The 24,055-nt window shown below is 39.5% G+C and carries 21 protein-coding genes and 1 pseudogene; 14 read left to right on the plus strand and 8 right to left on the minus strand.

The genetic code is table 11. The features are described from left to right. Positions 1–37: 37 nt before the first annotated feature. Genes NYE49_RS03405 through NYE49_RS03415 form a run of 3 tightly spaced genes read left to right on the plus strand, consistent with a single transcriptional unit; the run spans position 38 to position 2,829 of the window. On the plus strand, positions 38–1,063 hold the full coding sequence (locus NYE49_RS03405) for a TFIIB-type zinc ribbon-containing protein (protein ID WP_047182189.1): 1,026 nt from the start codon (positions 38–40) through the stop codon (positions 1,061–1,063). Further along, a complete protein-coding gene (locus tag NYE49_RS03410; protein WP_015252670.1) occupies positions 1,063–1,827 on the plus strand; it encodes a YgcG family protein in 765 nt (254 codons plus the stop codon). The genes NYE49_RS03405 and NYE49_RS03410 overlap by 1 nt, the downstream gene beginning before the upstream one ends. Positions 1,828–1,857: 30 nt before the next feature. Further along, positions 1,858–2,829, plus strand: a complete 972-nt coding sequence (locus tag NYE49_RS03415) for an SPFH domain-containing protein (protein WP_047182190.1) — start codon at positions 1,858–1,860, stop codon at positions 2,827–2,829. 47 nt (positions 2,830–2,876) lie between these two features. On the opposite strand, the gene NYE49_RS03420 is transcribed toward NYE49_RS03415, so the two are convergent. Then, positions 2,877–3,902, minus strand: a complete 1,026-nt coding sequence (locus NYE49_RS03420) for a potassium channel family protein (protein ID WP_047182191.1) — start codon at positions 3,900–3,902, stop codon at positions 2,877–2,879. Between the two features lie 582 nt (positions 3,903–4,484). Here NYE49_RS03420 and iolT point away from each other — a divergent pair. After that, positions 4,485–5,906 (plus strand): myo-inositol transporter IolT, encoded by a 1,422-nt coding sequence (iolT, locus tag NYE49_RS03425; RefSeq protein ID WP_019712787.1) that lies wholly within the window; start codon positions 4,485–4,487, stop codon positions 5,904–5,906. Positions 5,907–5,953: 47 nt separating this feature from the next. On the opposite strand, the gene bdhA is transcribed toward iolT, so the two are convergent. Beyond that, positions 5,954–6,994 (minus strand): (R,R)-butanediol dehydrogenase, encoded by a 1,041-nt coding sequence (gene bdhA, locus NYE49_RS03430; protein ID WP_029946299.1) that lies wholly within the window; start codon positions 6,992–6,994, stop codon positions 5,954–5,956. A 437-nt stretch (positions 6,995–7,431) separates the two neighbouring features. On the opposite strand from bdhA, the gene walM reads away from it, so the two are divergent. Then, positions 7,432–7,803, plus strand: coding sequence for a cell wall metabolism protein WalM (gene walM, locus NYE49_RS03435; RefSeq protein WP_003234013.1), 372 nt, complete (start codon positions 7,432–7,434; stop codon positions 7,801–7,803). 65 nt (positions 7,804–7,868) lie between these two features. Then, on the plus strand, positions 7,869–8,915 hold the full coding sequence (locus NYE49_RS03440; protein ID WP_047182192.1) for a PD40 domain-containing protein: 1,047 nt from the start codon (positions 7,869–7,871) through the stop codon (positions 8,913–8,915). 33 nt (positions 8,916–8,948) lie between these two features. On the opposite strand, the gene NYE49_RS03445 is transcribed toward NYE49_RS03440, so the two are convergent. The 6 genes from NYE49_RS03445 to gabP form a co-directional block, all read right to left on the minus strand. After that, on the minus strand, positions 8,949–9,107 hold the full coding sequence (locus tag NYE49_RS03445) for a hypothetical protein (protein WP_003243985.1): 159 nt from the start codon (positions 9,105–9,107) through the stop codon (positions 8,949–8,951). Positions 9,108–9,294: 187 nt separating this feature from the next. Further along, positions 9,295–9,504: a cold-shock protein gene (locus NYE49_RS03450; protein WP_003234008.1), complete on the minus strand. Its 210-nt coding sequence runs from the start codon at positions 9,502–9,504 to the stop codon at positions 9,295–9,297. Positions 9,505–9,586: 82 nt separating this feature from the next. Next, the gene (locus NYE49_RS03455) at positions 9,587–10,405 is read right to left on the minus strand and encodes an alpha/beta hydrolase (RefSeq protein WP_047182193.1); all 819 of its coding nucleotides are present in this window, start codon (positions 10,403–10,405) and stop codon (positions 9,587–9,589) included. 12 nt (positions 10,406–10,417) lie between these two features. Beyond that, positions 10,418–11,407, minus strand: a complete 990-nt coding sequence (locus tag NYE49_RS03460) for a DUF4003 domain-containing protein (RefSeq protein ID WP_047183538.1) — start codon at positions 11,405–11,407, stop codon at positions 10,418–10,420. A 98-nt stretch (positions 11,408–11,505) separates the two neighbouring features. Further along, entirely contained in the window at positions 11,506–13,047 is a 1,542-nt protein-coding gene (gene cotA, locus NYE49_RS03465) for an outer spore coat copper-dependent laccase CotA (protein ID WP_047183539.1), read from the minus strand. 151 nt (positions 13,048–13,198) lie between these two features. Further along, positions 13,199–14,608: a GABA permease gene (gene gabP, locus NYE49_RS03470; protein WP_003233998.1), complete on the minus strand. Its 1,410-nt coding sequence runs from the start codon at positions 14,606–14,608 to the stop codon at positions 13,199–13,201. A gap of 596 nt (positions 14,609–15,204) precedes the next feature. Here gabP and NYE49_RS03475 point away from each other — a divergent pair. The 8 genes and pseudogenes from NYE49_RS03475 to NYE49_RS03510 all read left to right on the plus strand — a co-directional run. Beyond that, on the plus strand, positions 15,205–16,248 hold the full coding sequence (locus tag NYE49_RS03475) for an amino acid--tRNA ligase-related protein (protein ID WP_047182194.1): 1,044 nt from the start codon (positions 15,205–15,207) through the stop codon (positions 16,246–16,248). Positions 16,249–16,336: 88 nt separating this feature from the next. Then, positions 16,337–17,599 (plus strand): ATP-grasp domain-containing protein, encoded by a 1,263-nt coding sequence (locus NYE49_RS03480; protein WP_047182195.1) that lies wholly within the window; start codon positions 16,337–16,339, stop codon positions 17,597–17,599. After that, positions 17,586–18,833 carry an MFS transporter gene (locus tag NYE49_RS03485; protein WP_047182196.1) on the plus strand — a complete coding sequence of 416 codons (1,248 nt, stop codon included), beginning with the start codon at positions 17,586–17,588 and terminating at the stop codon, positions 18,831–18,833. Before NYE49_RS03480 ends, NYE49_RS03485 begins: the two co-directional genes overlap by 14 nt. A gap of 24 nt (positions 18,834–18,857) precedes the next feature. Then, positions 18,858–20,102: an ATP-grasp domain-containing protein gene (locus NYE49_RS03490; RefSeq protein ID WP_047182197.1), complete on the plus strand. Its 1,245-nt coding sequence runs from the start codon at positions 18,858–18,860 to the stop codon at positions 20,100–20,102. Positions 20,103–20,164: 62 nt separating this feature from the next. Next, positions 20,165–21,190 carry a TauD/TfdA family dioxygenase gene (locus NYE49_RS03495; RefSeq protein WP_047182198.1) on the plus strand — a complete coding sequence of 342 codons (1,026 nt, stop codon included), beginning with the start codon at positions 20,165–20,167 and terminating at the stop codon, positions 21,188–21,190. Positions 21,191–21,330: 140 nt separating this feature from the next. After that, the gene (locus tag NYE49_RS03500) at positions 21,331–22,050 is read left to right on the plus strand and encodes an amino acid racemase (RefSeq protein ID WP_047182199.1); all 720 of its coding nucleotides are present in this window, start codon (positions 21,331–21,333) and stop codon (positions 22,048–22,050) included. Next, a complete protein-coding gene (locus tag NYE49_RS03505; protein ID WP_047182200.1) occupies positions 22,043–23,521 on the plus strand; it encodes an ABC transporter substrate-binding protein in 1,479 nt (492 codons plus the stop codon). Before NYE49_RS03500 ends, NYE49_RS03505 begins: the two co-directional genes overlap by 8 nt. A gap of 51 nt (positions 23,522–23,572) precedes the next feature. Then, positions 23,573–23,940 (plus strand): annotated as a pseudogene (locus tag NYE49_RS03510) (cation diffusion facilitator family transporter); the annotation flags it as partial. Positions 23,941–24,055 lie beyond the last annotated feature (115 nt).

Raw genomic sequence — 24,055 nt, forward strand, 5'->3', positions numbered from 1 at the left:
GGCGTCATTTTATCATAAGATGTGAGAGGGAACGGTAATGATAATATCTTATAAGTGTCCGAACTGCGGCAGTGATATGGCATTTGACAGTGAAACCGGCTCGTTATCCTGCGGCAGCTGCGGAAGACAGGACAATATTGAAAGCCTTCCGAAAGAAAACATTGCGGCACGGTTTTCTGATGATGAAGCAAAAGAATATCAATGTGAAAACTGCGGCGCCGTTTTGATCACGGAAGCTGAAACGACAGCAACGACGTGCAGCTTCTGCGGGGGTGCTGCAATACTTGCCGATCGATTATCAGGTCATTTGGCACCGGCGAAGGTCATCCCATTTACAATCAGTAAACAAGAAGCGGAGCAGGCATTTCGAAAGTGGTGCAAAAAAGGCCTTCTGACACCAAGAGGTTTCATGTCTGCCGATCGCATTAAAAGCATCACCGGCATGTATATTCCGTTTTGGATGTTTGATTTAAATAGTGAAGTACAGGTGAGAGCAAACTGTACCCGGGTCCACCGGTATGAAGAAGGGGATTATATTTGCACGGAAACAGAGCACTTTGAAGCGTTTCGTGATATCAATCTCGATTATTTGAAAATCCCTGTCGATGCCTCTGAAAAAATGAAAGACGAATTAATGGACAAATTGGAGCCTTATTCATACGAAGAGCTGAAGGACTTTCAAACGGCATATTTGGCCGGTTATATTGCGGAAAAGTACAATTATACCGATGAGGAGCTTTTTCCGAGGGCAAAAGAGAAAATCAGCAGTTATATAGATTCATACATCCATTCTACTTTTTCCGGATATACGTCAGTCAATGTGAGGGACAAACATATTCACACGAAAAACGTGAACAGCTTTTACGTTTTGCTTCCTGTTTGGATGGTCAGTTACGATTATGAAAGAGCGGAGCATATCTTTGCGATGAACGGGCAAACAGGAAAGGTTGTTGGAAAGCCGCCGATCAGTCGAGGAAAAGTGGCGGCATGGTTTAGCGGAATAGCAGGCGGGACATTTCTTGCGTTGAAGCTCGTCTCATTGATGATGGGAGGCGGATTTTGATGCGTGGATTTTTTGGGAAAGCGATCTTTGTTGTGCTGGCTGTTTTCATCATGATGCCCTTACTGGGTATCGAAGCGGCAAGAGCCTCTGAATCGCAGCAGCATGTGTACGATCGCGCTCATCTATTGTCAAAAGCGGAGATCGGAAAACTTGAATCTCTCTCAGCAGAGCTGGGTGCAAAGAGAGACACTGATTTCATCATTATTACGACCAAAAGCACAAACGGTGAAGATATTGCTGACTATACCGGCGATTTTTATGATCGTTACGGAAAAGGCAGTACAGCCATTCTGACCATTGATATGACAAACAGAGAAGTGTTTATCGCAGGCTTCAAAAAAGCCGAACAGTATTTGGACAACAGCAGGCTCAATAGCATCAGAAATACGATTTCATCTGATTTATCCAATGAAAATTATTTTAAAGCTTTTGAGACATATATTCAGCTTTCCTATAAAGATATGGGCATAAAACCGGGAGTAAACCCCGACAACATATTCTTTACATGGTGGTTTCAGCTGATTGCTGCCATCGCAGTCGGGGGAATCGCGGTTTCAATCATGCTTTATCATGCAGGCGGCAAAGTAACGGTTAATGGAAATACATATATGGATCAGCGTACGTCTGATGTGATTGATCAATACGACACTTATATTAGAACGACTGTAACAAGAGAAAGAAAACCATCAGATAAAGACAGCGGCAGCGATGGCGGTGTTACGAAAGGCGGCACGTCATACAGTGGGAGCCGGGGCAGTTTTTAAATGTAAGAAATAGAGAAAGGGAGAGGCGTAATGTCGTTTTTCAGAAATCAATTAGCGAATGTAGTAGAGTGGGAAGAATTTAGAGATGATATGATTTTTTATAAATGGAACAATCGTGAAATCAAAAAAGGGAGCCGTTTAATCATTCGTCCCGGACAGGATGCTGTCTTTTTGAACAATGGGCGGGTTGAAGGAGTCTTTCAAGATGATGGCGATTATGATATTGAATCAGAAATTATTCCATTCCTTTCAACGTTAAAGGGCTTTAAGTTTGGGTTTAACAGCGGCATGCGAGCTGAGGTGCTGTTTGTCAATACGAAGGAATTTACCGTAAGATGGGGAACAAAACAGGCGATAAATATTCCGGCAGCGGGAATGCCAGGCGGGATGCCCATTCGCGCAAACGGCACATTTAATTTCAAGGTGCAGGACTATATCAGCCTGATTGATAAAATCGCTGGCGTGAAAGATCAATATTTTGTACAGGATATTAAAACCCGTATCATTTCTATTCTGGATCAGCTTCTCATGAAGTGGATCACAAGAGAAGGGAAAGATATGTTTAATCTTCAAGCAAACGCTTTTGATATTGCCAAGGGAATTCAAGAGGACTTAGATATGCAATTAATAAGCGACGGGATGACGGTCACTCGTTTTCAAATCATGAGCTTTAATTATCCTCAAGAGGTTCAAGATATGATTACAAAGAACGCTTCCTACGGTATGGTTGGGGATGTGAACAGATACCAGCAAATATCAATGACGGATGGAATGGCATCCGGAAAGATGAGCGGAGGCGGAGCGGCTTCGGATATGGCTGGAATGATGATGGGAATGAATATGGCCAATCAGATGATGAACCAATCGAATCAGAATCATCAGGCACAGTCATCAGGCCCACAGTCAACTGGCAGCGGAAGCAAACCGAATTTCTGTCCAAACTGCGGAACAAAAACGGGCGAAGCTAATTTTTGCCCGAATTGCGGCCAGAAGCTTGTATAAGAATCATACAGTGAAAAGTCCGGAGTGATCAGACACTCCGGACTTTTTTATTTAGGAGAATAAGCGTTACCTATTGCTTGCTCCTGAACAGGCCATTTTCGAGCACCCGCTTGGATAATTCCCAGCAGCAATTGACGACGTTCCTTTATTGAATTGACGGCAATTTGAAATGTTTGCTTTGATAAAGCCGGTATGCCTGATTGTTGAAGCTTTGAGATGTCTGGTTCCGGCGGCGCTTGTTCTGCAGGGTGGATATAGGCAGTATGAACGGTATCCAGGTAGTTTTTGATACTTGAGCGCGCTTCTTTAATATGAAGCTGATTCGGCTGATATTGTTCAGGAATTCCGTATTTGAAAATGGTTAGAGCCTCATCCAATACAGCAACAGCTATAATGGATGATTCCTGATGCTGCGTGCTGTGGTAAAAATGAAGGATGGGGAAGGCGTTATGCTGAGCGGTCAGCTTTCCCAGTTCTGATGAGGCAGCGACAAGAAGAAAATCAATGTCGTGAAAATCTTTGCCATTCCATGCATTATGGACGATTTCTGTTCCGTCATGCCCTAGACTTAATACACTTTGGGCAAAGGAGCGTTTTTGATTAACAGCACTCAAGACGGAAATCAAATACGTGACAGAAAACGTGATGGTAAGCAGTCCTTGAGCTGTTTCAATAATCGTGACAAGCTTCCATAGGCCTCCGTTCGGAGCGAGGTCGCCATTTCCTAATGTAAACATGACATAGCCGGAAAAATAAATTCGGTCTGACCAGGAAGCCAGTTCTTTTGATTGAGTTTCCATAAGTGAGTGAGGGGCACTCGAGTAAATCAAAACCCACCCGCTCCAAAATAGACTGATCCATATCACTAACGTCAGGCATAACAGCAGAGGACCAGCCATACTTAGAACCTTTGCGTGGTCACCGCTGATTTTGCGGCAGCCCTTCCACAGCCAGGCAGACAGGCATCTTGTGATCGGACCTGCACCGCTCTCTAACCATAACGTGGTCCATAAAAAATCAATCATCCCCGCTGTCAATAATAAAAGGCCTGCAATGATATAACCCTCATTCATTTTGGTTGCCTCCCTTAAGTCAGCCTTCTTTTATTTTCTTCTCTATTTCCTTTTATCCTGAGTCTGAAACAATTGAACGAATGTTTGATTTTACAGAGAAAAACAGGAGAAGTTACCCAACACTTACTCATTTATCGATATGAACAGAAAATCACAGGATTTTTGACTTGATTCACACATTTTCATGAAGAAAAACGTTCATTTTCCCCTTGAATTGGTGATTTTCCTTTTATAGAGTAAAAATTTTCAGAAATTTATATTGACTGAAAGCGTTTTTATAATTATGATAATATCAGATGTAACAAAAATATCACTATAATATTACTACAATTGAACTATCAAGTGACTATTAAATGCCAAATGAACAAGGTTATGCACAAAGAAATGACCATTGTTCTTTTAGTGAGAAATGAAATCGCTTCCATTGTGACTGACATGCTGAGAAGAAGGGAAGGTTATGAGGTTATTGGATAAAAACATGAACAACTATTTTCTGAAGCCTGCTTACGAAATGTGAGGAAGGCAGCAGCCCTGGAATAAGTTTTTGACATACGCATTTTGAAAAAGACTGGGGGAAACAGTATGAATAAACAAGGCAATCAAATGTCATTTTTACGTACAATTATTTTAGTCTCGACTTTCGGCGGGCTTCTTTTTGGCTATGATACCGGTGTGCTCAATGGAGCTTTGCCGTATATGGGAGAGCCGGATCAGCTTAATCTCAATGCCTTCACAGAGGGCCTTGTCACCAGTTCACTTCTTTTTGGAGCCGCGCTAGGTGCTGTGTTTGGCGGCAGGATGTCTGATTTTAACGGCCGCCGCAAAAATATTTTGTTCCTCGCTGTTATATTTTTTATTTCAACGATCGGGTGTACGTTTGCACCAAATGTTACGGTCATGATTATTTCTCGTTTTGTGCTTGGTATTGCGGTAGGGGGTGCATCCGTAACGGTGCCTGCCTATTTAGCAGAGATGTCTCCTGTGGAAAGCAGGGGACGGATGGTGACGCAGAACGAATTGATGATTGTATCAGGACAGCTTTTGGCCTTTGTTTTTAATGCGATCCTTGGAACAACAATGGGAGACAACTCCCATGTGTGGAGATTTATGCTGGTCATTGCGTCACTTCCAGCCTTGTTCCTGTTTTTCGGCATGATCAGAATGCCCGAGAGTCCCCGCTGGCTTGTTTCTAAAGGAAGAAAAGAAGATGCTTTACGTGTATTGAAAAAAATCAGGGATGAAAAACGGGCAGCAGCTGAGCTGCAAGAAATTGAATTCGCTTTCAAAAAAGAAGATCAGCTTGAAAAAGCGACGTTTAAAGATCTTTCGGTCCCATGGGTGCGCCGTATTGTGTTTATTGGATTAGGGATTGCGATTGTACAGCAAATTACAGGTGTGAATTCGATTATGTATTATGGGACTGAAATTCTAAGAAATTCCGGTTTCCAAACGGAAGCCGCTTTAATCGGAAATATTGCGAATGGCGTGATTTCGGTATTGGCAACATTCGTCGGAATCTGGCTGCTGGGAAGAGTGGGGCGCCGGCCGATGCTGATGACAGGCTTGATCGGTACGACAACAGCATTATTGCTAATCGGGATATTCTCACTTGTACTTGAAGGATCACCGGCACTTCCATATGTAGTCCTTTCATTAACGGTCACATTTCTTGCTTTTCAGCAGGGCGCCATTTCACCAGTGACTTGGCTGATGCTATCTGAAATTTTCCCGCTTCGCCTTCGCGGACTGGGAATGGGTGTTACGGTATTCTGTCTGTGGATGGTGAATTTTGCAGTCAGTTTCACGTTTCCGATATTGCTGGCAGCCATTGGGCTGTCCACAACGTTCTTTATCTTCGTTGGATTAGGAATTTGCTCTGTCCTGTTTGTGAAGAAGTTTTTACCGGAAACGAAAGGACTTTCGCTTGAGCAGCTGGAGGAAAACTTCCGCGCTTATGATCACGGCGGGGCAAAGAAGGATTCTGGGGCTGAAGTGATTGGATAATTAAAAAAAGAATCCGCACCCGAGTGCGGATTCTTTTTGGTTTCAAATTAGTTAGGTCTGACAAGGATTTTGACCTGGTTTTTCTCTTTAATAAGAGCCCCGAAGCCTTCCTCGATCAAATCATCTAACACGATTTTTTTCGTTACGAGTTTGTCGGCTGAGAAATAGCCTTCTTTCATTAATGACAGTACAGCCGGGAAGATGTCGCGGTATCCGATAATCCCTTTTACTGAACGTTCTTTGATCACGATATCGTTCGGATGGATTTCAGCACCTTTTTCCCAAATGCTGACAATGACGGTTTCGCCGGCAATTGTAGTGGACTGGATGGCTTGTCGTAACACTACTGGGACACCAGTGACTTCGAATGCTACGTCAACACCGCCTCCTGTACGTTCTGCAATCTCAGCGACTACATCGTCTGTTTTAGACGGATCAACGATGATCGCGCCAAGCTCCTCAGCTTTTTGCTGGCGTTCAGGAGAAAGCTCAACAGCGTAAATATCAGTTGCACCGGCAGCCTTCAGCGCTTCAATGACAAGAAGTCCGATCGGGCCGCAGCCGAATACAGCCGCTTTGTCGCCTGCTTTGAGTTTGCTTGAGCGGACAGCGTATAGAGCAACTGCAGAAGGTTCAACGAGCGCGCCTTGTTCATATGATAATTCATCAGGAAGTTTGAACAAAAGCTCTTCATCTACAGAGACGTATTCAGAGAAACCGCCGCCTCCGCCGGCTAAGCCGAGGAATCCCATTTGTTCATCAAGGTTGTAGGCGCCTTGGTGGCCGTGTGTAGCAAAAATCGGCTCGACTACGACGCGGTCTCCAACTTTATAATTTTCAACGCCTTCTCCGACTTCGACAACTTCACCGGAGAATTCATGCCCCATTGTGACAGGTGCCGTTTCATTTGTTAATGGGTGCGGTTTGTCAACCGGAATAAAGATCGGGCCGCCTAGATATTCGTGTAAATCACTTCCGCAGATGCCGCACCATTTGACTTTGATCTTTACTTTTCCCGGCTCCGTTTTTGGCTCTTCGATATGTTCAATACGGATATCCTTTTGGTTATGCCATCTTGCTGCCTTCATGGATTACCACTCCTATAACTTTTGATGTGAGTAATTCCGCACCGGTCAATATGAACTGTTCACAAAATCGCCATTTTTAAAACCAAAAAAGAAATGAAATTTTTATATAATATAATCTACGTTTTTTTGAAAAAAGAAACTTTGAAGAAAAAAGGGTCTCGCACACTCTTTTTTCTTTATATGAGAGTATCAATCGTTTACATAGCTATGAATTTGGTTTGAACAATACGGTAATGGTTCGTTCATATTGAATGCGACAACTACTCTATCAATAATTATAACGCTAATACCGCTATTATAATAGGATAATCTTCCATGGTTTAATTTAGCAGAGGTAACTTTTTTGACTTTGTAACATTACTGTAAGGATATTGAAATAAAAAATAGCTGGTTGATCGTGTATAATCTTCCTAGATGTTAACAAACAGGGGGACGAAATGTTGAAGAAAGTCATTTTAGCCGCTTTTATCTTAGTAGGAAGTACTTTGGGAGCTTTTAGTTTTTCATCAGATGCCAGTGCGAAACATGTGAACGGAAATATTACTTGGTATAATGGAGTCGGGAAAAAAGGCTCTTCAGGTAAGAAACTTGGACATTGGGATTGTGCGACCAAAATCGGATTTGATGTTCCTAGAAACGGGACAAAAATCAGAGCTTATGCAAAAGCGAAGCCTAAAAAGGTGATTACGGTTTATAAAAATGATGTTGGCAGAATGCCTAATGCAGTGCTGGATGTTAGCCCTAAAGCGTTTAAAGCGCTTGGATATCCATTAAGCAAAGGTAAAGTAGCGGGGCATTACAGCTATTAATGTACATATATAATCTGGAAAGCAAGAAGTCACATTCTTGCTTTTTCTATTGGTGGAGATAAAAGATGAAAAAAATAATCATATTATTGTTAGCAGTGATGATAGCGGCAGCTGCCGCGGGGGTTGCGTTTTATGTTACAAAGGATAAAGGCCATGAAAAGGCTGCTGATGTTTCAGTCAATACCGAAAGCGGTGATGAGCTGCTGGTTTCAATTACAGATACGAAACTGCTGACAAAGTATTATGAAAATGACAAGGTGATCCATGAGGAGAAGCTGACCAGCTATCCGGCATTTGCCTTGGATCAAAAACAGCAGGTGCTCTATTATACGGGCAATAATGAACAGAATGAAATGAGGCTTTTTAAACTGGATCTAAAGTCTAATAAAAAGACGATGCTTTATAAAGGCGCGGAGAGTGCGGACAGTTTGTTTTTATCAAAGGACCGTTCAACCATCTATTTCCGCTTAGGAAAAGCGGACGAAAGCAATTTTCGGATCGCCGCTTTTGATCTAAAAACGAAAAAGTACAAAAATCTTTATCCTGCCGCTAATGATCAAGATGACACCGTCAGCAGCTTCTTTTATAACCAAAAAAACGATTCATTTGCATTGCTTCATTATTCTGTAGAAGAAGACTACAAGAAAACAGATGAAGCAAACGAAAAGGGCATCGACCCTGAACCGACAACGATTCATTTTGCGGAAGGCCGCCAAAATAAATTTAATGAGCTGAAAAGCCTGAACCAATTTATCAGCGATATTGCTGTTTCTGATGATGATAAACGTATTTTATTCACATCATATACGCAGAAAGGAACGGAGCAAACCGCTTCTATTCAAATGCTCAATGCGGATACGAAAAAATATGAAAGCATCATCTCAAATCAAAAATCATTTAAGCTGTTAATTGACGCACAGCCTCAGTTCTCTAAGGATGGGAAGAACATTTATTTTCTTGCCGAAGCCAAGGGGGCTAAAAAGCTGAAGGACGAAACAGGGCGTGAAGCTAAGGTGCGGACGATTTATTCCTATAGCCTTGAAGATAAGACCTTCAAAAAAGTATGGGAAAATCCGAACGGCATCATCAACAGCTTTTCGGTGATTAACTAATAAAAACCACTCGGCATAAGCTGAGTGGCTTTTTTAATGGATGAGGTGCAGGGCTAATGATCCGAGCCATTTAAAGATATGAATCAGAGGTACCGACAAAAACAGAAGTTCAACATACGAGTTCATTGCAACATTCAGCTTTTTGAACGCAGCTCTTTTTTTCAAGTCTTTTTGCTGCTGGTTTGAGATCACGTTATCACTCCTCTTTTATCCATATTATACCATTAAACAGACAAAAAGCCCTAAACGTTTACAGTTTTGGGCTTCTTTCTTCGTATTTGGCCTCTTGCAATGAGAGGCTTTTATTCTGAAATATAGAATTTTGTCTCCGTTCGGGGTTTGTTTGCTTGAAGGAGACTGCATTTGTTATAGGGAAGAACTAGCTTGTTTTCGTTTGGCTGTTGTTTTGGAGATTCACTAATGAACGGATGCCGTCGACCATTTTACTTCCGCACAAAGGGCACAATGGCGTATCACTGCTGGCGAAGTTTTTTCGGGTCCAGCCATTACAGTCTTCTTTTGTGCATTCCCAAGTACTCACATCTTCTTTTGGCAGCGGTTCTTGATTTCGTTTGTTATAGTAAGACATAAAGTCACTTCTTCCCTCATGTATTTTACTGCACATTTCTTATTGTCTCATACTTTTCCCTAATCTCCTAATTCCTTTTTCTTTATGACTTTCCAATAACCCCATCTAAAAAGGAGAGGAGTGTGCTGTTAAAAGCATCTGGCTCTTCTAAAAACGGGCAATGGCTGCTTTTAGAAAAGGTAACGAGTGTCGCGTTTGGAATATTGCTGCGCAAGTGTTCTCCAGCTGCTGTAGAGAAAAATTTCTTGTCTTCCCCGAAGCACAACAATGTCGGCACATTGATGTTTTGGAGGGTGCCCCGGTAATCAGCGGCCGTTTGGTTAAATAAAATCGTGCTAGAAATGGCAGCCGGCTGTTTGAGGATTTCTGCCAGCATCCATTCTGTTTCGGTCTCGGCAGGCGGTTCTGCGAACATATTCTGGATGAAGCTTCCGTAGAAAGGCAGCGGGTCAGTTTGAATGGCGTGCATCGCTGTTTTTAAGCCGTCAAAATCAAATGGACCGTGTTCCCAGCCCTCCCATTGATAGTCGGAAGCGGATTGATCGATGATCACAGCGGCTTGAATGTTATTATCATTCCCAAACTGATTGAGATAATCCCATACGACAAAAGCGCCCATTGACCAGCCGGCAAGAACGACATGGTCAAGCTCCATTGCATTTAGAAATTCCCTTATGTCACGGGCATATTGGGAAATGGTGTGCCCATGAAGCACTTTGTCAGATTCGCCGTGTCCTCTAAGATCAAGACGAATACATTGATAATTGGCAGAAAGCGCCGAAAATTGTTTGTGGAAAAATTGTCCGCTCATCAGCACCCCATGTATAAACAGGATCGGCGTCCCGTTCCCGTGTGTTTCATAGTAAAGGCGTGTCTGATCTTCTAATGTGATGTATGGCATGTTTCTCCTCCTTTAGTTTCCATCATGAGTATGGCTGGCTACTGTTGAGCTGATGATGGCAGCTGTCGCGGCTGCCTGCTGCGCTTGAATGGCTGTTTCGATAGCGGTGTATAGTCCTGATTCCATCAGCAGATTTTTCTCCATATGCTCACTGAGATAGAGGCTGACAGCAATTTTAAAATTCATTTCCTTTTGCCATTTAAAAGCTTTTTCCTGGTTTAATTCGTCAGTGATGCACAAAACGGTTTTGATATCTGGCTCCTCCAGAAAGGTGAGGAGAGCAAGGTCTGGATAATGATAATCCTTTGGTTTTTTGACAGATTCAGTGATCGATTGATATATCTGTTTGCAAGCGGAAACAAGCATTTCGGGCTCTTTTTCACTTTGCAAGGCCAGAATATGACTGACCTGATGTAAGTACTGTCCTTTTTTAAAGCCGTTGGCTGCCAGCAGCTGATAGCATGTTTCCGCCTTCTGTAGCGCCTGCAAACCTTCTCCGTTTTCTCCAAGCAGTACGGCAAGCGGAACATTCTGAGTTGAAGTGAGGAAATAATGATTTTTTTTCATCTGCTGATAAACAGCTAGCCCTATGTTCATCTGTTCTTTTTGGTTTGTCGTTTCAGATTTTCCGGTGAGCAAGATCAGAGCGGAAAGGTATGTGAACATATCCCGCTTATATCCTAGCTTCACCATTTCATTGTATACATCGATAAAAGTATGAAATGTTTGTTTTGCCTCATGCTGAAAATGAATGTCCAGAATAGATGCAACAGTAAAGCGGTGGTGTGAATTGAGTGTTGAGAAGCTGCCGATGTTTGATTTGATATAGCTGCTCAAATCATAAAAGCGCTGAAAATCAAACTCTCTTTTATTCACAATATATGCAGAAGAAATGAGCATTAATATCTGGTCTTGTGAAACTTTCCATTTTAATTTTGATTTTAATTCAGCATAAATGGAAATGTATTGCTTTATTTTTTCATGTAGGTCGTGTGTCAGCATAAAAAGCAGCTCCTTTTTGCTGTTTTTACGTAATACGATAAATAGGGCCGAAGGTTTCATAAAGAAAAAACTTGCCTGCTAGAGGCAAGTTTGTCGGATTATTTATGGGGATCTGTTATATCCATCGGTCTCATCATGTCATAGTCTTCATGCTCTAGAATATGGCAATGCCATACGTATCGTCCGCTGTACGGACCGAATGTCGCCGCGATTCTTAGGACTTCACCTGCATGCGCTTGAATGGTGTCTTTCCAGCCCTTTTCACTTGGCGGCGGCGGGACAGCCGGACCGGTATAGGACAATTCCCCGCTTTCTTGATAACGGGCGATATCAAACGGCCGCCGGTCTAATACACGGAAGGAGACTAGATGCAGGTGAATCGGATGTGTTCCGCGTGTTGGGTTGATAATGGACCATATTTCAGTTGTGCCGACTTTTGGTGCTTCTGTGACGGGATCGTGCCAGCGTTTGTTATTAAGCAGAAGGACGGGTCTGCCGTATTCGTCCTGGGTGCCTGCCAGTTTTAACGTTCTGATGTTTTGTATTCTTTCATGCTGTACCGAAGGGTATGAGGCGAGATACTTCGGCTTTCTGCTTTCGTCTTTTTGTGCCAATGGTTTTGTGACTCTGAATTGCATGATATTCGCATCTGTATCAGGATTGACGTCACCGCCGCAGCCCGCGCTGTTTGCCAAAATGATCGATTCTCCTTCATATGCTGTGAAGTCAATGATGATATCATAACGTTCAGCAGGCGCAAGGCTGAAAGAATTCAGTTTAACAGATCGCGGCAGGAGCCCTCCATCTGAACCAACCTGAATAAACTCTCCGCCATTATCGAGTGACAGGTTATAGGTTCTTGTATTGGAGGCGTTGATGACACGGAATCGGTATTTCCTCGGCTCGACCTCCAAGTATGGCCATACCTTCCCGTTGACGAGTATGGTTTCTCCGCAAAAAGCCGGAACGATTGAAGGATTAGGCAGTGACGGAGAAGGGTTTTCCGGTGCGCTCGGATAAAACAAAGAACCATCCTCATTGATCGTGCGGTCTGTGATAAGAAGCGGCACATCGTATTCGTCTGAAGGCAGTTTTAAGCGTTTTTCCTTTGGATCATGAATGATATAAGCACCGACAAGTCCGGCATAGACATTTAGCCTGGTGAGCGCCATGGCGTGATCGTGATACCACAATATAGCCCCGCGCTGCTGGTTTGGATAATGATAAACCTCTCTTTTGAAATAAGGTCCTGTTTGTTCAAAGTCTTTGGAAAACCAAGCCTCCGGATACCCGTCACTATCATCTGGCGTGACGCCGCCGTGTAAATGAACAACAGTCTTTACCTCGGGCTCTTCATGCTGGCTGTCACTGTGATGAATGGTGTGATCAATCGGAAGGAAATGCGTGGAAGGAAGATTGTTCATCCATTTTACATATACGTTTTCATTTCTTTTAACCTCAATGGTCGGCCCCGGAAATAAGCCGTTGTAGCCCCACAGGCGGGTTGGAGGGAGATCGCGATGGAGCTGATGAGTGCATTCCTCCATGGTGACTTCGTAGTATGTTTTTTCTTTTGATTGCTGTACTGGCTTTAGTGTATCTGGGATTGGGAGAGCATCCACAAATTTTTCAAGTGTCATTTTCATCTGTCCTTATCTAAATTTTCCAAATTGGTACTATAGTTAATGACAATAAGGACGTGATGGTTACAAAAAATCTTCGTGCTGCAGCCCGCCCGAAGAAGAAAATAACAAAATCCTAAACGGCAGGCCGTTTAGGATTTGATCAGCATTAAGGCAGGATATCGGGCTGCTGCTGTGTGACTGGGTTGGCAGCCGCTTTCTCGCTCACCTTGCGTTTTCTGAACACAAGGTAAGAAATCAGAACGATTCCCGTGATGACGCCTGTAAGCAGCAGCTCGTCTCTCATGGAATCAATAAACGCCATGGACACTAAAATTCCGCAAATGGCGATGATGGTCAAGTAGGTTAGGAAAGGGAAGAGCCACATTTTGATCTTCAATGCTTCTGGGTTTGTTTTTTCGAGTTTTTTCCGCATTTTCAGCTGGGAAACTGCGATGACTAGATAGACGAGTAAAGCGATTGCGCCTGATGAGTTGACTAAGAATAAAAAGACGGTATCCGGTGAAAAATAGTTCATTACGACCGCGATATAAGAGAAAAATGTCCCGGCCACAATGGCTTGTACGGGAACGCCTTTTTTGCTCAATTTCATAAAACGGCGCGGCGCTTCGTTTCTTTCTGCAAGTGAATACAGCATTCTGGATGTGGTATACAAACCTGAATTCAGGCAAGAGAGTACGGCTGTGAGGACGATAAAGTTCATAATCTGTGCGGCTGCGGGCACTCCTATATGCTCAAGTACAGCGACGAAAGGGCTTTCTAAAATATTTGCTGAATTCCATGGCAACAGCGCCACGACAATGGCGATTGAGCCCACGTAAAAGACGATGATGCGCCATACAACGGATCTGGTGGCTTTTGTCACAGATTCGATCGGGTTGGATGTTTCCCCTGCTGCAATGGCAACGATTTCAGTTCCCATAAAAGAGAAGATGACAACGACAATGCCGAGCAATACGGAGCTGATGCCCTCCGGGAAAAATCCGCCTTTGCCTGTAAGATTCGAAAAACCGACTGGCTCACTGCCCGGTGCAAAGCCAAAAATAAAGGCAAAACCAACGATTAGAAAAGCAATGATAGTCACAACTTTAATGAGGGAGAACCAATATTCAAACTCACCGAAAGACTTAACGGAGTAGACGTTTGTCAGGGTGAGCACAATGGTCAAGATCAAACTTGTCAGCCACAGCGGAATATCATGGAACCAGTATTGAATAATGCCAGCACCGGCAATGGCTTCGATCGCGATGACGATCACCCAGAAAAACCAGTACAGCCAGCCGATTGTAAATCCTGCCCACGGTCCGATGGCGTCGTGAGCGTATTGAGAAAACGATCCGCTCGTCGGGTTTACGGCAGACATCTCACCGAGCATTCTCATAATAAAAATCACCAATAATCCGGCTAACGCGTAAGAAACAACGGCACCCGGACCGGTCGAGTGAATCACTGAACCGCTGCCTACAAATAGGCCGGCTCCGATTACACCGGCAATCGAAATCATTGTCATATGGCGGGTCTTTAATTCCTTTTTTAATCCTGATTGAGACTGGTTCATAAGTTACCTCCTTTTAAAATGCAATCATTACTGAATATTATGATAATTGAAACTCTATCATAAATATACAGTTTGTCGAAAATTCGTGTAAGAAACATAAGATTTTATTTTAAATTGTTGGGTGCCGTGCTTTCGGCAGATAAACCTGTATAAAAATAGTTTTTTGGTGGATATTGTCTTGGATATTATGTTAGATTGCCAAAAGTATTGGCATCATTCGGATCGGAAGGCTATTTAGGAATGGAAAATAAAGTGATTTAAGGAAAAGTATTATATCATCGCGGTCTTGTTTTGTATTCTAATAATAGGAAATCGTGAATAGAGATATGACGAATTGAAAAAGGGACAATCCGGGGCTCCTTGCTACGGCTGCTGATAATGCATTTGTCAGTAGAGGCACGTTTATAGGAGTTATAGTTTTACACAGATAATTCGATAATTTCAGATATTTTCAATTGACAGAAACATTTTGTTAGGATAATCTATTATCTGTAAATACATTTAATTACAAGTATATAATTTAATGTATATTTGTAACTAAATTGCGTGATTATTCATGATTGTTTACCAATATCTAGAATAGGAAGGTGTAACAAATGAAGGTTGAAATTAAAAATTTAGAGACTAGGAAACTCGCTTATGAGGAAACTTATGCATGGACTTCAGCTCTTTTAAAGTCCTTGAGAAATTCAATGGACTTATTTAAGTTTGACGAAATTGTTCCAGCTCCCTTTTCAAGAAGATATGAGCCAGGTGCCAAGCATTCAGTTATCGTACTGGGGGATAAAACTTTACCCAACATTAGAGAAAATGGGGATCTTGCCCCATCTAACTCAAAAGTTGAGGTGGCGGGTGAACAGTATTATTACATGAGTGTTAGCCATGTTGTAGAAAAACAGATGGCAACAGAATATTTACCTAAGGTTTATTGCCTTGCCCCATGCCTTCGACTATTGATGGAAGGGGAAGAGCTATCTGCAAAACATATTTATTCCTTCTTTCAATTTGAAATTGAGTGGAGAACTGAGAAAATGGAAGAAGTTTTTGAATTAGGGGAGAAGATTCTTCATGAAGCAGGTAAAAAGATCTTATCTCTAATTAATAATAAAGATAATTTGACGGTAACACCTTTAGCGCAACGCAATGTAGAGAGCTTGGTGAAAGGTTCATATCCTAAAATAACATTTGAAGAAGCCTTAGAAAGAGTAGGACGATCTAAAGACTCAAAAGGGGATCTTACTTCTGAAGAAGACGCACTTCTCTCTAATCAATTCGACACACCTTTTTGGATTTATAACTATCCAGCAGGAGTCAGAGATTCAATTTATCACGAAAGTCCGAAAGGTGTTTTTCAAACTTACGATCTAATGTTACCTTTTGGCTATGGTGAACTAACCACTGGGGGTATCCGTCCAACTAGTGGAGAGGAGATTATTAACCAATCAAAAACTCTAGGCAATTCTTATCATCCAGAATATGCTCAATGGAAAGATAAATCACAAGTACAAACAGCTGGATTTGGAATTGGACTGGAGAGGTTATTAAAGTTTATCTCTGGTGCAGAAAGTATTTTAGATTTCATTCAATATCACGATGCGGGTCCAAACACGACTATTACACGTCCTATTACTCAAAAATAATAACTTCTAAAAAGGGGAAAGGGTAAGGAACTTACTTCTAACCCTCTTCTCTCTTTTGAGTCGTATAGAAGGGAGAATTAGAAAAAACGTGAAAACCCTATTTGTTATTGATTCTTCTGTTATTGGTCCAGAATACATTGTAAAAGCAGCAAAGGAAATGAATCTGAATGTTCTGTTCTTGACAAACTTAAATAGTCAGGAAGGAGATGCACTCTCTCAACTTACATCCTATAAGTTTATTAATTGTAATACTAATTCTTTTGAAGAGCTGTATGAAATCATAAAAACTTTTCCAAGAGAGGACATTGCAGGAGTTATCTCTTTTTTAGATAGCAAATTGGAAATTTGCACAAAATTATGCAGTGCTTTAAATATAAAGGGAATTGATCCAAAAATTGAATTACTTAAGGATAAGGCTTATGTCAATAAAATTATCCCGGAATTTACGCCTCTATCACTTTCTTTCAATACAGGAGCGATTCCTTATTCAGAGATAAAAAAAATGTTATCAACCTCACAGAATGGATTGATACTAAAACCAGCCTTTGCAGCTGGTGCTAAAGGTATAAGTGTATTAGAGGATGAAAGTGATATTGAGAATATAGAAAAATTATTTGATAATACCTTGCCTAAGCATCTACACCCTGACGAATATGTAGTTCAAGAAATAATAGACGGAGAACTTGTAAGCTTAGAGGGATACGTTTTAGAGAGTACAGTAATTCCAATTGGAGTAACCGGCAGAAGAAAAATGGAAAATTCAGAATCATCATTTATATTCCCTTATAATTCTATATCTCAGAAAGAATTGGGTAAGATTGTTCAAATTCTAGTGGAGAGAAGCGGGTATAGCAGAGGATTTTTTCATACTGAGTTTATTGTTTCAGAAAATCAAGCTAAACTAATAGATTGTAACTTTGGAAGGCCTGGTGGAGCAAATATTACTGAAATTATAGCTTGTTCATACGGAATTGAACCCCATAGCATTTACCGACAATCAATGGAGTTAGTTCTAAACGAAAAAGAGATAATTCCATCGGCTTTTTGGGGAGGAGAATGTAAGGATAGCTTAGGGATAGCTTACGGAATTCCTAATCAAGATAGAGTACTTGAAATTAAGTATGCGGAAAATATGAAATCTAAGCATACACAGGCCCAAAATTTAGGGGACGTAGTTTCTGCTATGGGAAGCAGTAATTGGAGTTGGCTAGGAATGCTTTCTGGACTAAAGGAAGATGTAATTAAAGATGTAGATTCTATAAGAGTAAAAACTCTACGTAACGGGTGGATAAAACCCGTGTACTATAATATGGGATTAAAGGAGCCTTTAGACTGCCTTGAAAAAGTCTAATAGTATCTATACATCTAAATTAATTTTGTTCCTTGGGTGTAGATTTGTATCAACAGTGTCCGAACAACTTCTGCTATTTGCTATCCCATTAATAATTTTTCAATACACCGGAGAGGCATCCAAATCAGGATTAGCCTTCCTTATAGAGTGGTTACCGGCAGTATTTTTACTCCCCTTTATAGGGGTGCTTGTAGACATATATAAAGAAAAGAAACTTTATATTATTGGTGATAGCCTGCGAGCATTAGTTTCCATATCAGGTTTCTTACTATTATTCTATATGCCAAGCCAAACATTTATAATACTCTCAGTTGCTGCATCTTTGTTTGCTATATTAAACTCATTAAACTTTGTCACCTTAGAAACAACTATCGGGAGGAATTTTGATAATAACGATATTCCTCGCATCCAATCGTTAATTCAAGGATTGGAGCTTAGCTCTCAAGTGATAGGACCAGCCTTGGCAAGTATATTGGTTCTATTTATAAAAGAGATGGATTTTCTTATTATTACTGGTATTGCATTTGCAATAACAGGTTTCGGAGTATTGGGTCTTCCCAATAAGGCTAAAAATATGGTTGTTAGGGAAACAAAGTCCTTTAAACGAGTTCTAGCTACAATTGGGGATGGGTTTAAGATTATAGCTAAAAATTTCTTTCTTCGATTGTTGGTGCTGGCAACAATGCTTATTAATCTTGTAATGGGGACTGTAATGGCTTTAAATCCAGCTGTAGCCCAAGGGGTTCTTGGTGCAACATCTAGAGAGTATTCATTATTGGCGATGTTTGGCGGGATCACGGGATCTATAGTAGTTTTGTTAATTCCTGTATTTTTGAAGAAAAGTAAGAATATTAATAATATAGGCATAGCATCTATTGTGTTATTAACATTATCTGGCGTTGTTTTGGGAATAGCCAATCAATTTTACATTTATGTTATCGGCTACGCTCTTTTGGTTTGTGGAATAGGAATTTTTAATGTATTTCTAAGAACAGAAAGAGTTAAGTTAATACCAAAACATCATTTAGGTAAGAGTATGGGAACTATTGTCTTCTTTAATCGCCTAAGCCTGCCCCTTGCTGGATTAATAACTGCTACCTTTACTAAAATCACAGGACCTCAAGAAGTAATATTGGGAGTTTCAATTTTTTGGATTATAGTAAACTCCACAATATTTACTTATTATTTTTATAATAAACGTCATGCTGCCCAAAAAGATGTTTTAGAATTGTAATTTTGAATAAAGGGGACAAGTATTATGACTAAACACATATGTATTATTAATCGCTGGTCAGTAGGATGGGATTCTGAAAAACCTAATTATGAAAAGATAATGAATCATAATGAATATAAAGTTAGTTATATTGTTGACGACGAAGGTAAGAAAGGTTTATCTCAAAATATTTTAAAGAACTCTATTATAGAGCTTGTTGAGGATATTAATTCTTTGGATAACATTCGTACAGCATTTGAAAAGATTGAAAAAATAGGCGGAAGTATAGATAGGTTAATAGCTTTGAGTGAATGGGATATCTTGAATTCAGGGAAAATAAGAGATGAAAAGAGATTAGAGGGGCTTTCTTTTGAACAGGCTTTAAATGCCAGAGATAAGGTGAAAATGAAAGAAATTGTTAGTCAATCCGGCTTAAGAACTCCTGAATTTAGTAAATGTGATAGTGTAGATGAGTTAGAACAATTTATTAAGCAAGTAGGTTTTCCTATTGTTATAAAGCCTAGGAGAATGGCTGCTAGTAAAGGAGTTCACATTCTTCATAATCAAAGGGATTATGAAGAAATATTGCCACACATAGAATTTAAGGACTTGGAATGCGAGGAATATTGTGATGGAACAGTATTTCACGTTGATGGATTAGTAAAGGATAATCAATTAAAATTTTGTATTCCATTTAGGTATATCAATCCACCAATAAAATTCTTTCAACAAAGCCCATTGGGATCGGTTTCTGTAGATAAGAATGAGACTATGTTATATGAGGGGCTCATCGACTTTACACAAAAGACAGTTAATGCCTTGGGAATAAACAATACTATGTTTCATCTCGAACTAATTGTAGATGAGAAAAGTGACAAGGTCGAACCCATTTTTATGGAGATTGGAGCCCGTATGGGAGGAGCAGATATACCAAGATGTGTAAGTTTATTGATTGGTAGAGATGCTGTAACTGAGCAGTTAAAAGTTGAATTAGGGGAAGAAGTTTCAGATGTGTGTATAGATGAAGGAGATTCTTCAGGCTATCTCTTAATTCCTTTCCCAGCAGAGCTACCTTGTTTAATGGAAAAAAACACCTCATTTAAAGGGAAATTGTCAACTCTAGTTGAAGAATATTTACGGGATAAAGGAGAAGTACTGGATGGGAGTGGCGGATATCTGAAAATTCCGGCTAGATATATTTTTAAAGGGGAATCAAATCAAGTTTATAAAGATGTAATGCAAGCTATAAGTGAACATCAGTATGAATATAAAAGCTTTGTAAAACAGTAATATTACAATAAAACGTAATTTTTATAAGTCAATTTATTATAAGCTGGAAGGAGAGAATTAAATTGTCAACTATACTTACCGAAGCGAAAAGTTCGTCTCCAGGTATGAGCGAAGGTGTAGTTTTAGAAATATCACAGAATGAAAAAGAACTAATTGAGGATTTAATAAAGGAAATTGATTTCAATCCAAATGTTATTAATAATTCTATCCTAAATAAATTACAGTTAGTGTCATATAATCTCCCAGACAGAGTAAAAAGTGCTCTAATTAATTTTAAGCGAAATTCTAACAGAGAAGGAACAATTTTATTTAAAAACTTACCCTTAGACGATATTTTACCTCAGACTCCTGATGATGGCAACCCTTCTTTAGATAAGATTTCTTATGTTAGTGAATTATGCCTAGTACTATTTATGCTTTATATGGGTGAGCCAATTGGGTATGCTGATGAAAAAAATGGACAACTCATTCATGATATTTGTCCAATTAAGGGGAAAGAAAGTGGTTTAGAGAACTCTGGATCTAAAGTTTTTTTTACTTATCATACTGAAGACGCCATACATCCATACAGACCTGATCATCTTGCTTTATATTGCTTACGATCAGACCATAAAAAAGAAGCACAAACAGAAACTGCTTCTATAGTAAATGCTTTAGAATTACTGCCAAGTTCAGCAGTATTAACATTAAGAGAGCCTCTATATAAATTAAGCCCGCCTGCTTCATTTAATTCGGATGACCTTTCAAAGATAGTGCCCGTGCTTTCAGGCAGCATTCAAGCACCAGAAATGGTTATACATTGTTCCTTAATGGAAGGAATAAATGAAGAAGCAAAATGGGCATTGGAATTATTAAAAGAAGCATTAAGTAAGGTTTCTATAAAAGTACCTCTTTGTCCCGGGGACCTTATTATTATTGATAATAGACTAGCAGCGCACGCACGCTCATCTTTTACCCCGCAATATGATGGGAATGATCGCTGGCTTCAAAGAATGTTTACAGTGAATGATCTAGGCCGATCTAGTTTTAGCAGAAGCCCCGGGAGTCATATATGCATACCCTTAAAATATGAACTCAGACTAAAGTAAATTATAGTTGTTTTATAATTGATAGCTCGCTTAATATAAGTTGCTTAAATCATACACTTAGATCAACGTTTATCGTTAACTAAGTGTATGGTTTATTTTAAATTGTTAACCTCTAAGATATTACAAAGGAGAGAACTAGAATGAATAAAAGTGAGATTTATAAAATTGGAATTCTTGCAGGGATGGGACCGAGATCAACAGGTCCATTTTTAGAATCTGTTCTGGATTACTGTGAAAGCTTATATGGAGCAAAGTTCGATAATGATTTTCCCCACATGATAATATATTCACTGCCAACACCTTTTCATCCTAAAAAGGCAATAGATGATGGCGAGATGTTAAAGGCACTAAAAGTCGGAATTGACTCGCTAAACAATTCTAACTGTTCGATTATAGCAATACCTTGTAACGTGGTTCATTCATATTACGAAGAATTGTGTAAAATGACTCATATACCTATATTAAATATTATTGATGAAACAGTAAACGAATTGGGGAATGAAGGGAATGAAGTCAGCTTACTTGCTACAAGAGGAACTGTGGAAAGTAATTTATATCAAGAAAAACTAAAGTTAAAAGGAAAAAATGTATTTTGGTACGATGAGTATCAAAAAAGAGTTGATGAATTAATTTTAAAAGCTAAAACATTAGGAGTTTGTTCAAAAGTAACGGATGAATGGAGAAATATAGAAGATATTCTTTTGACAGAAGGGATAAATGAAGTAGTTTGCGCTTGTACTGATTTATTTTTTTGTACTAATCATACTAAACTCAAGATATATGATTCTTCTCAGATACTAGCGAGAAGACTAGTAGAAAGATATATAAAAGAGGGTTTGGAGAGTGGGAAGAATGAATAGCACCTTGAAAGTAGGGGTTTCCTCTATTTCTAAAAATATCTCTCCTTTTAATATTTATTCATGTGATTATGAAATATGCAGAGCTCTTTTTCCCCCATTATTTAAGATGTCCAAAGAAGGGCAGTTATTGCCCAACCTTATTGAACAATGGGAAATTAACGATTGTGATAATGAATACCTCCTAGTACTTAGAAAAGATATTTCCTTTCACAATGGCAGAAAGGTTTTAGCTCGAGATATTGAGTTTTCTTTATGTAGAGGAATGATGAAGGGGGCAAGGTCCACCTTTTCAGAATTACTATCGGATATAGAAGGTTATGAAGAGGTAAGCAAGACAAATAAATATGTTCCAAATTTGTGTTCTGGCATAAAGGTTCTTAGTGATTACAAGCTAAAAATAAAATTAAAACATCTAAATTTGCTTTTTTTAAAGTACTTTACCCGAAGTGCCTTAAGTATTGTTCCTCGAGAAGAGTTTTTAGAAAATGATCTCTGGGTGTGGAAAGACAAGCCTATAGGAGCAGGAGCTTATTGCTATGAAAGCCTAAGTGAAGACGCTAAGGTTTTGACTTTAAAAAAGAATGAGAATTACTTTGAGGAAAGCATGAATTCTTTCGAGAAATTACAGTTTGTAGTATATACAGACATGAGTCAAGTTGATATGTTAACCGAAGTAGAAAACCAAACGGAAAATGAGTTTGAAATTTTAAAAAGCCCTATAAACGTCACGATAGCAATAGAATATTTTATTCTGCATGATGAAGATGATATGTGGAAGGAATTAAGAAGTTTAATTAACTTAGCTATAAACAAAGAAGATATATTATCTAGCATACCAAAAACGGAGAGGTCAATATATTCGCCTACTCATAGTTTTTTACCTGTAACTATTTTAGATGTTCCTAATAATGAAGAAGAATTAACAAATTTTCAAGTTGCTAAGGAAAATTTTCTTTTGAAATGGGGATATATTCCTCAATTAAGTATAATTATTTACGATAATTATACTGAACATTCTCATTTGCGTAAAATGCAGAATAAACTTTATAATTTATTGAGTGCAAAAGGCTTCGACGTAGTTAAAACAAGACTCTCTTCCTTAAATGAAAGCCTTTTAAATACTCAGCAGCATATATTAATTAGTTCCTCAAGTTTTAACTATAATGACCCGGAAGATTTATCTTTATTCTTTAGCAGTGATAAAGAAATCTATCGCGCTAATACTGCGACTCTTATTAATATTAGAGGTCTTCTAAAAGAGGCAAAAAAAGAAATTAATATTAAAAAGAGAAATAAAATGTATAGAGAGGTAGAGGGCTTAGTTATAGAAAATAGCTTAGTGTTTCCTATAGCTTTAACCTATGAATCTTACCTATTTCGTAAATCCAAAATGGACGGAAAAAGTTTTTTTCGTCAATTTTATCAGCCTGCATATGAATATATAAAACCATTAAAATTGGAAACTATATAATCCTAATGTGAAGAATAGAGTAACAAATAAAATCAAAAGCATATATTCTATTTGGCAGCGCTATTCCACCTTGCTTGGATTGATACGTTTTACGGCGTTTGTGATCGGTTTTCTCATTTACAAAAATGTCATGGGGTATTTTTGAAAAATCATCTCACTCATTGACAGATGGCTTCGACGTAAAGGACATTTCGGCTTATCAACAGACGATCGAAAAGATCTCGGGTGTGAGCCGGTTAAAAGACATTAAAGCAAGATACTTGGGCAGTACTGTCTATGTTGATGTGGCGGTTGAAGTATCCGCAGATTTAAATATTACGGAAAGCCACGATATAGTCAATGAAATTGAGCGGAGAATGAAGGAGGAGCATGCGATTGATTATTCGCATGTTCATATGGAGCCTTTAGAACACAAATAATTGAGCTTCCTGCCACAGGAAGCTTTTTTGTGTGTTTTGGCCAGCTTTATTGGAAACAATTTGCTAGAATCGTTTTTTTATACAGATCGCTTTTTGTGGTAAAGTTAGGTTACAT

It is taken from the genome of Bacillus sp. FSL L8-0358, from assembly GCF_038593095.1.
Lineage (GTDB): Bacteria > Bacillota > Bacilli > Bacillales > Bacillaceae > Bacillus > Bacillus subtilis.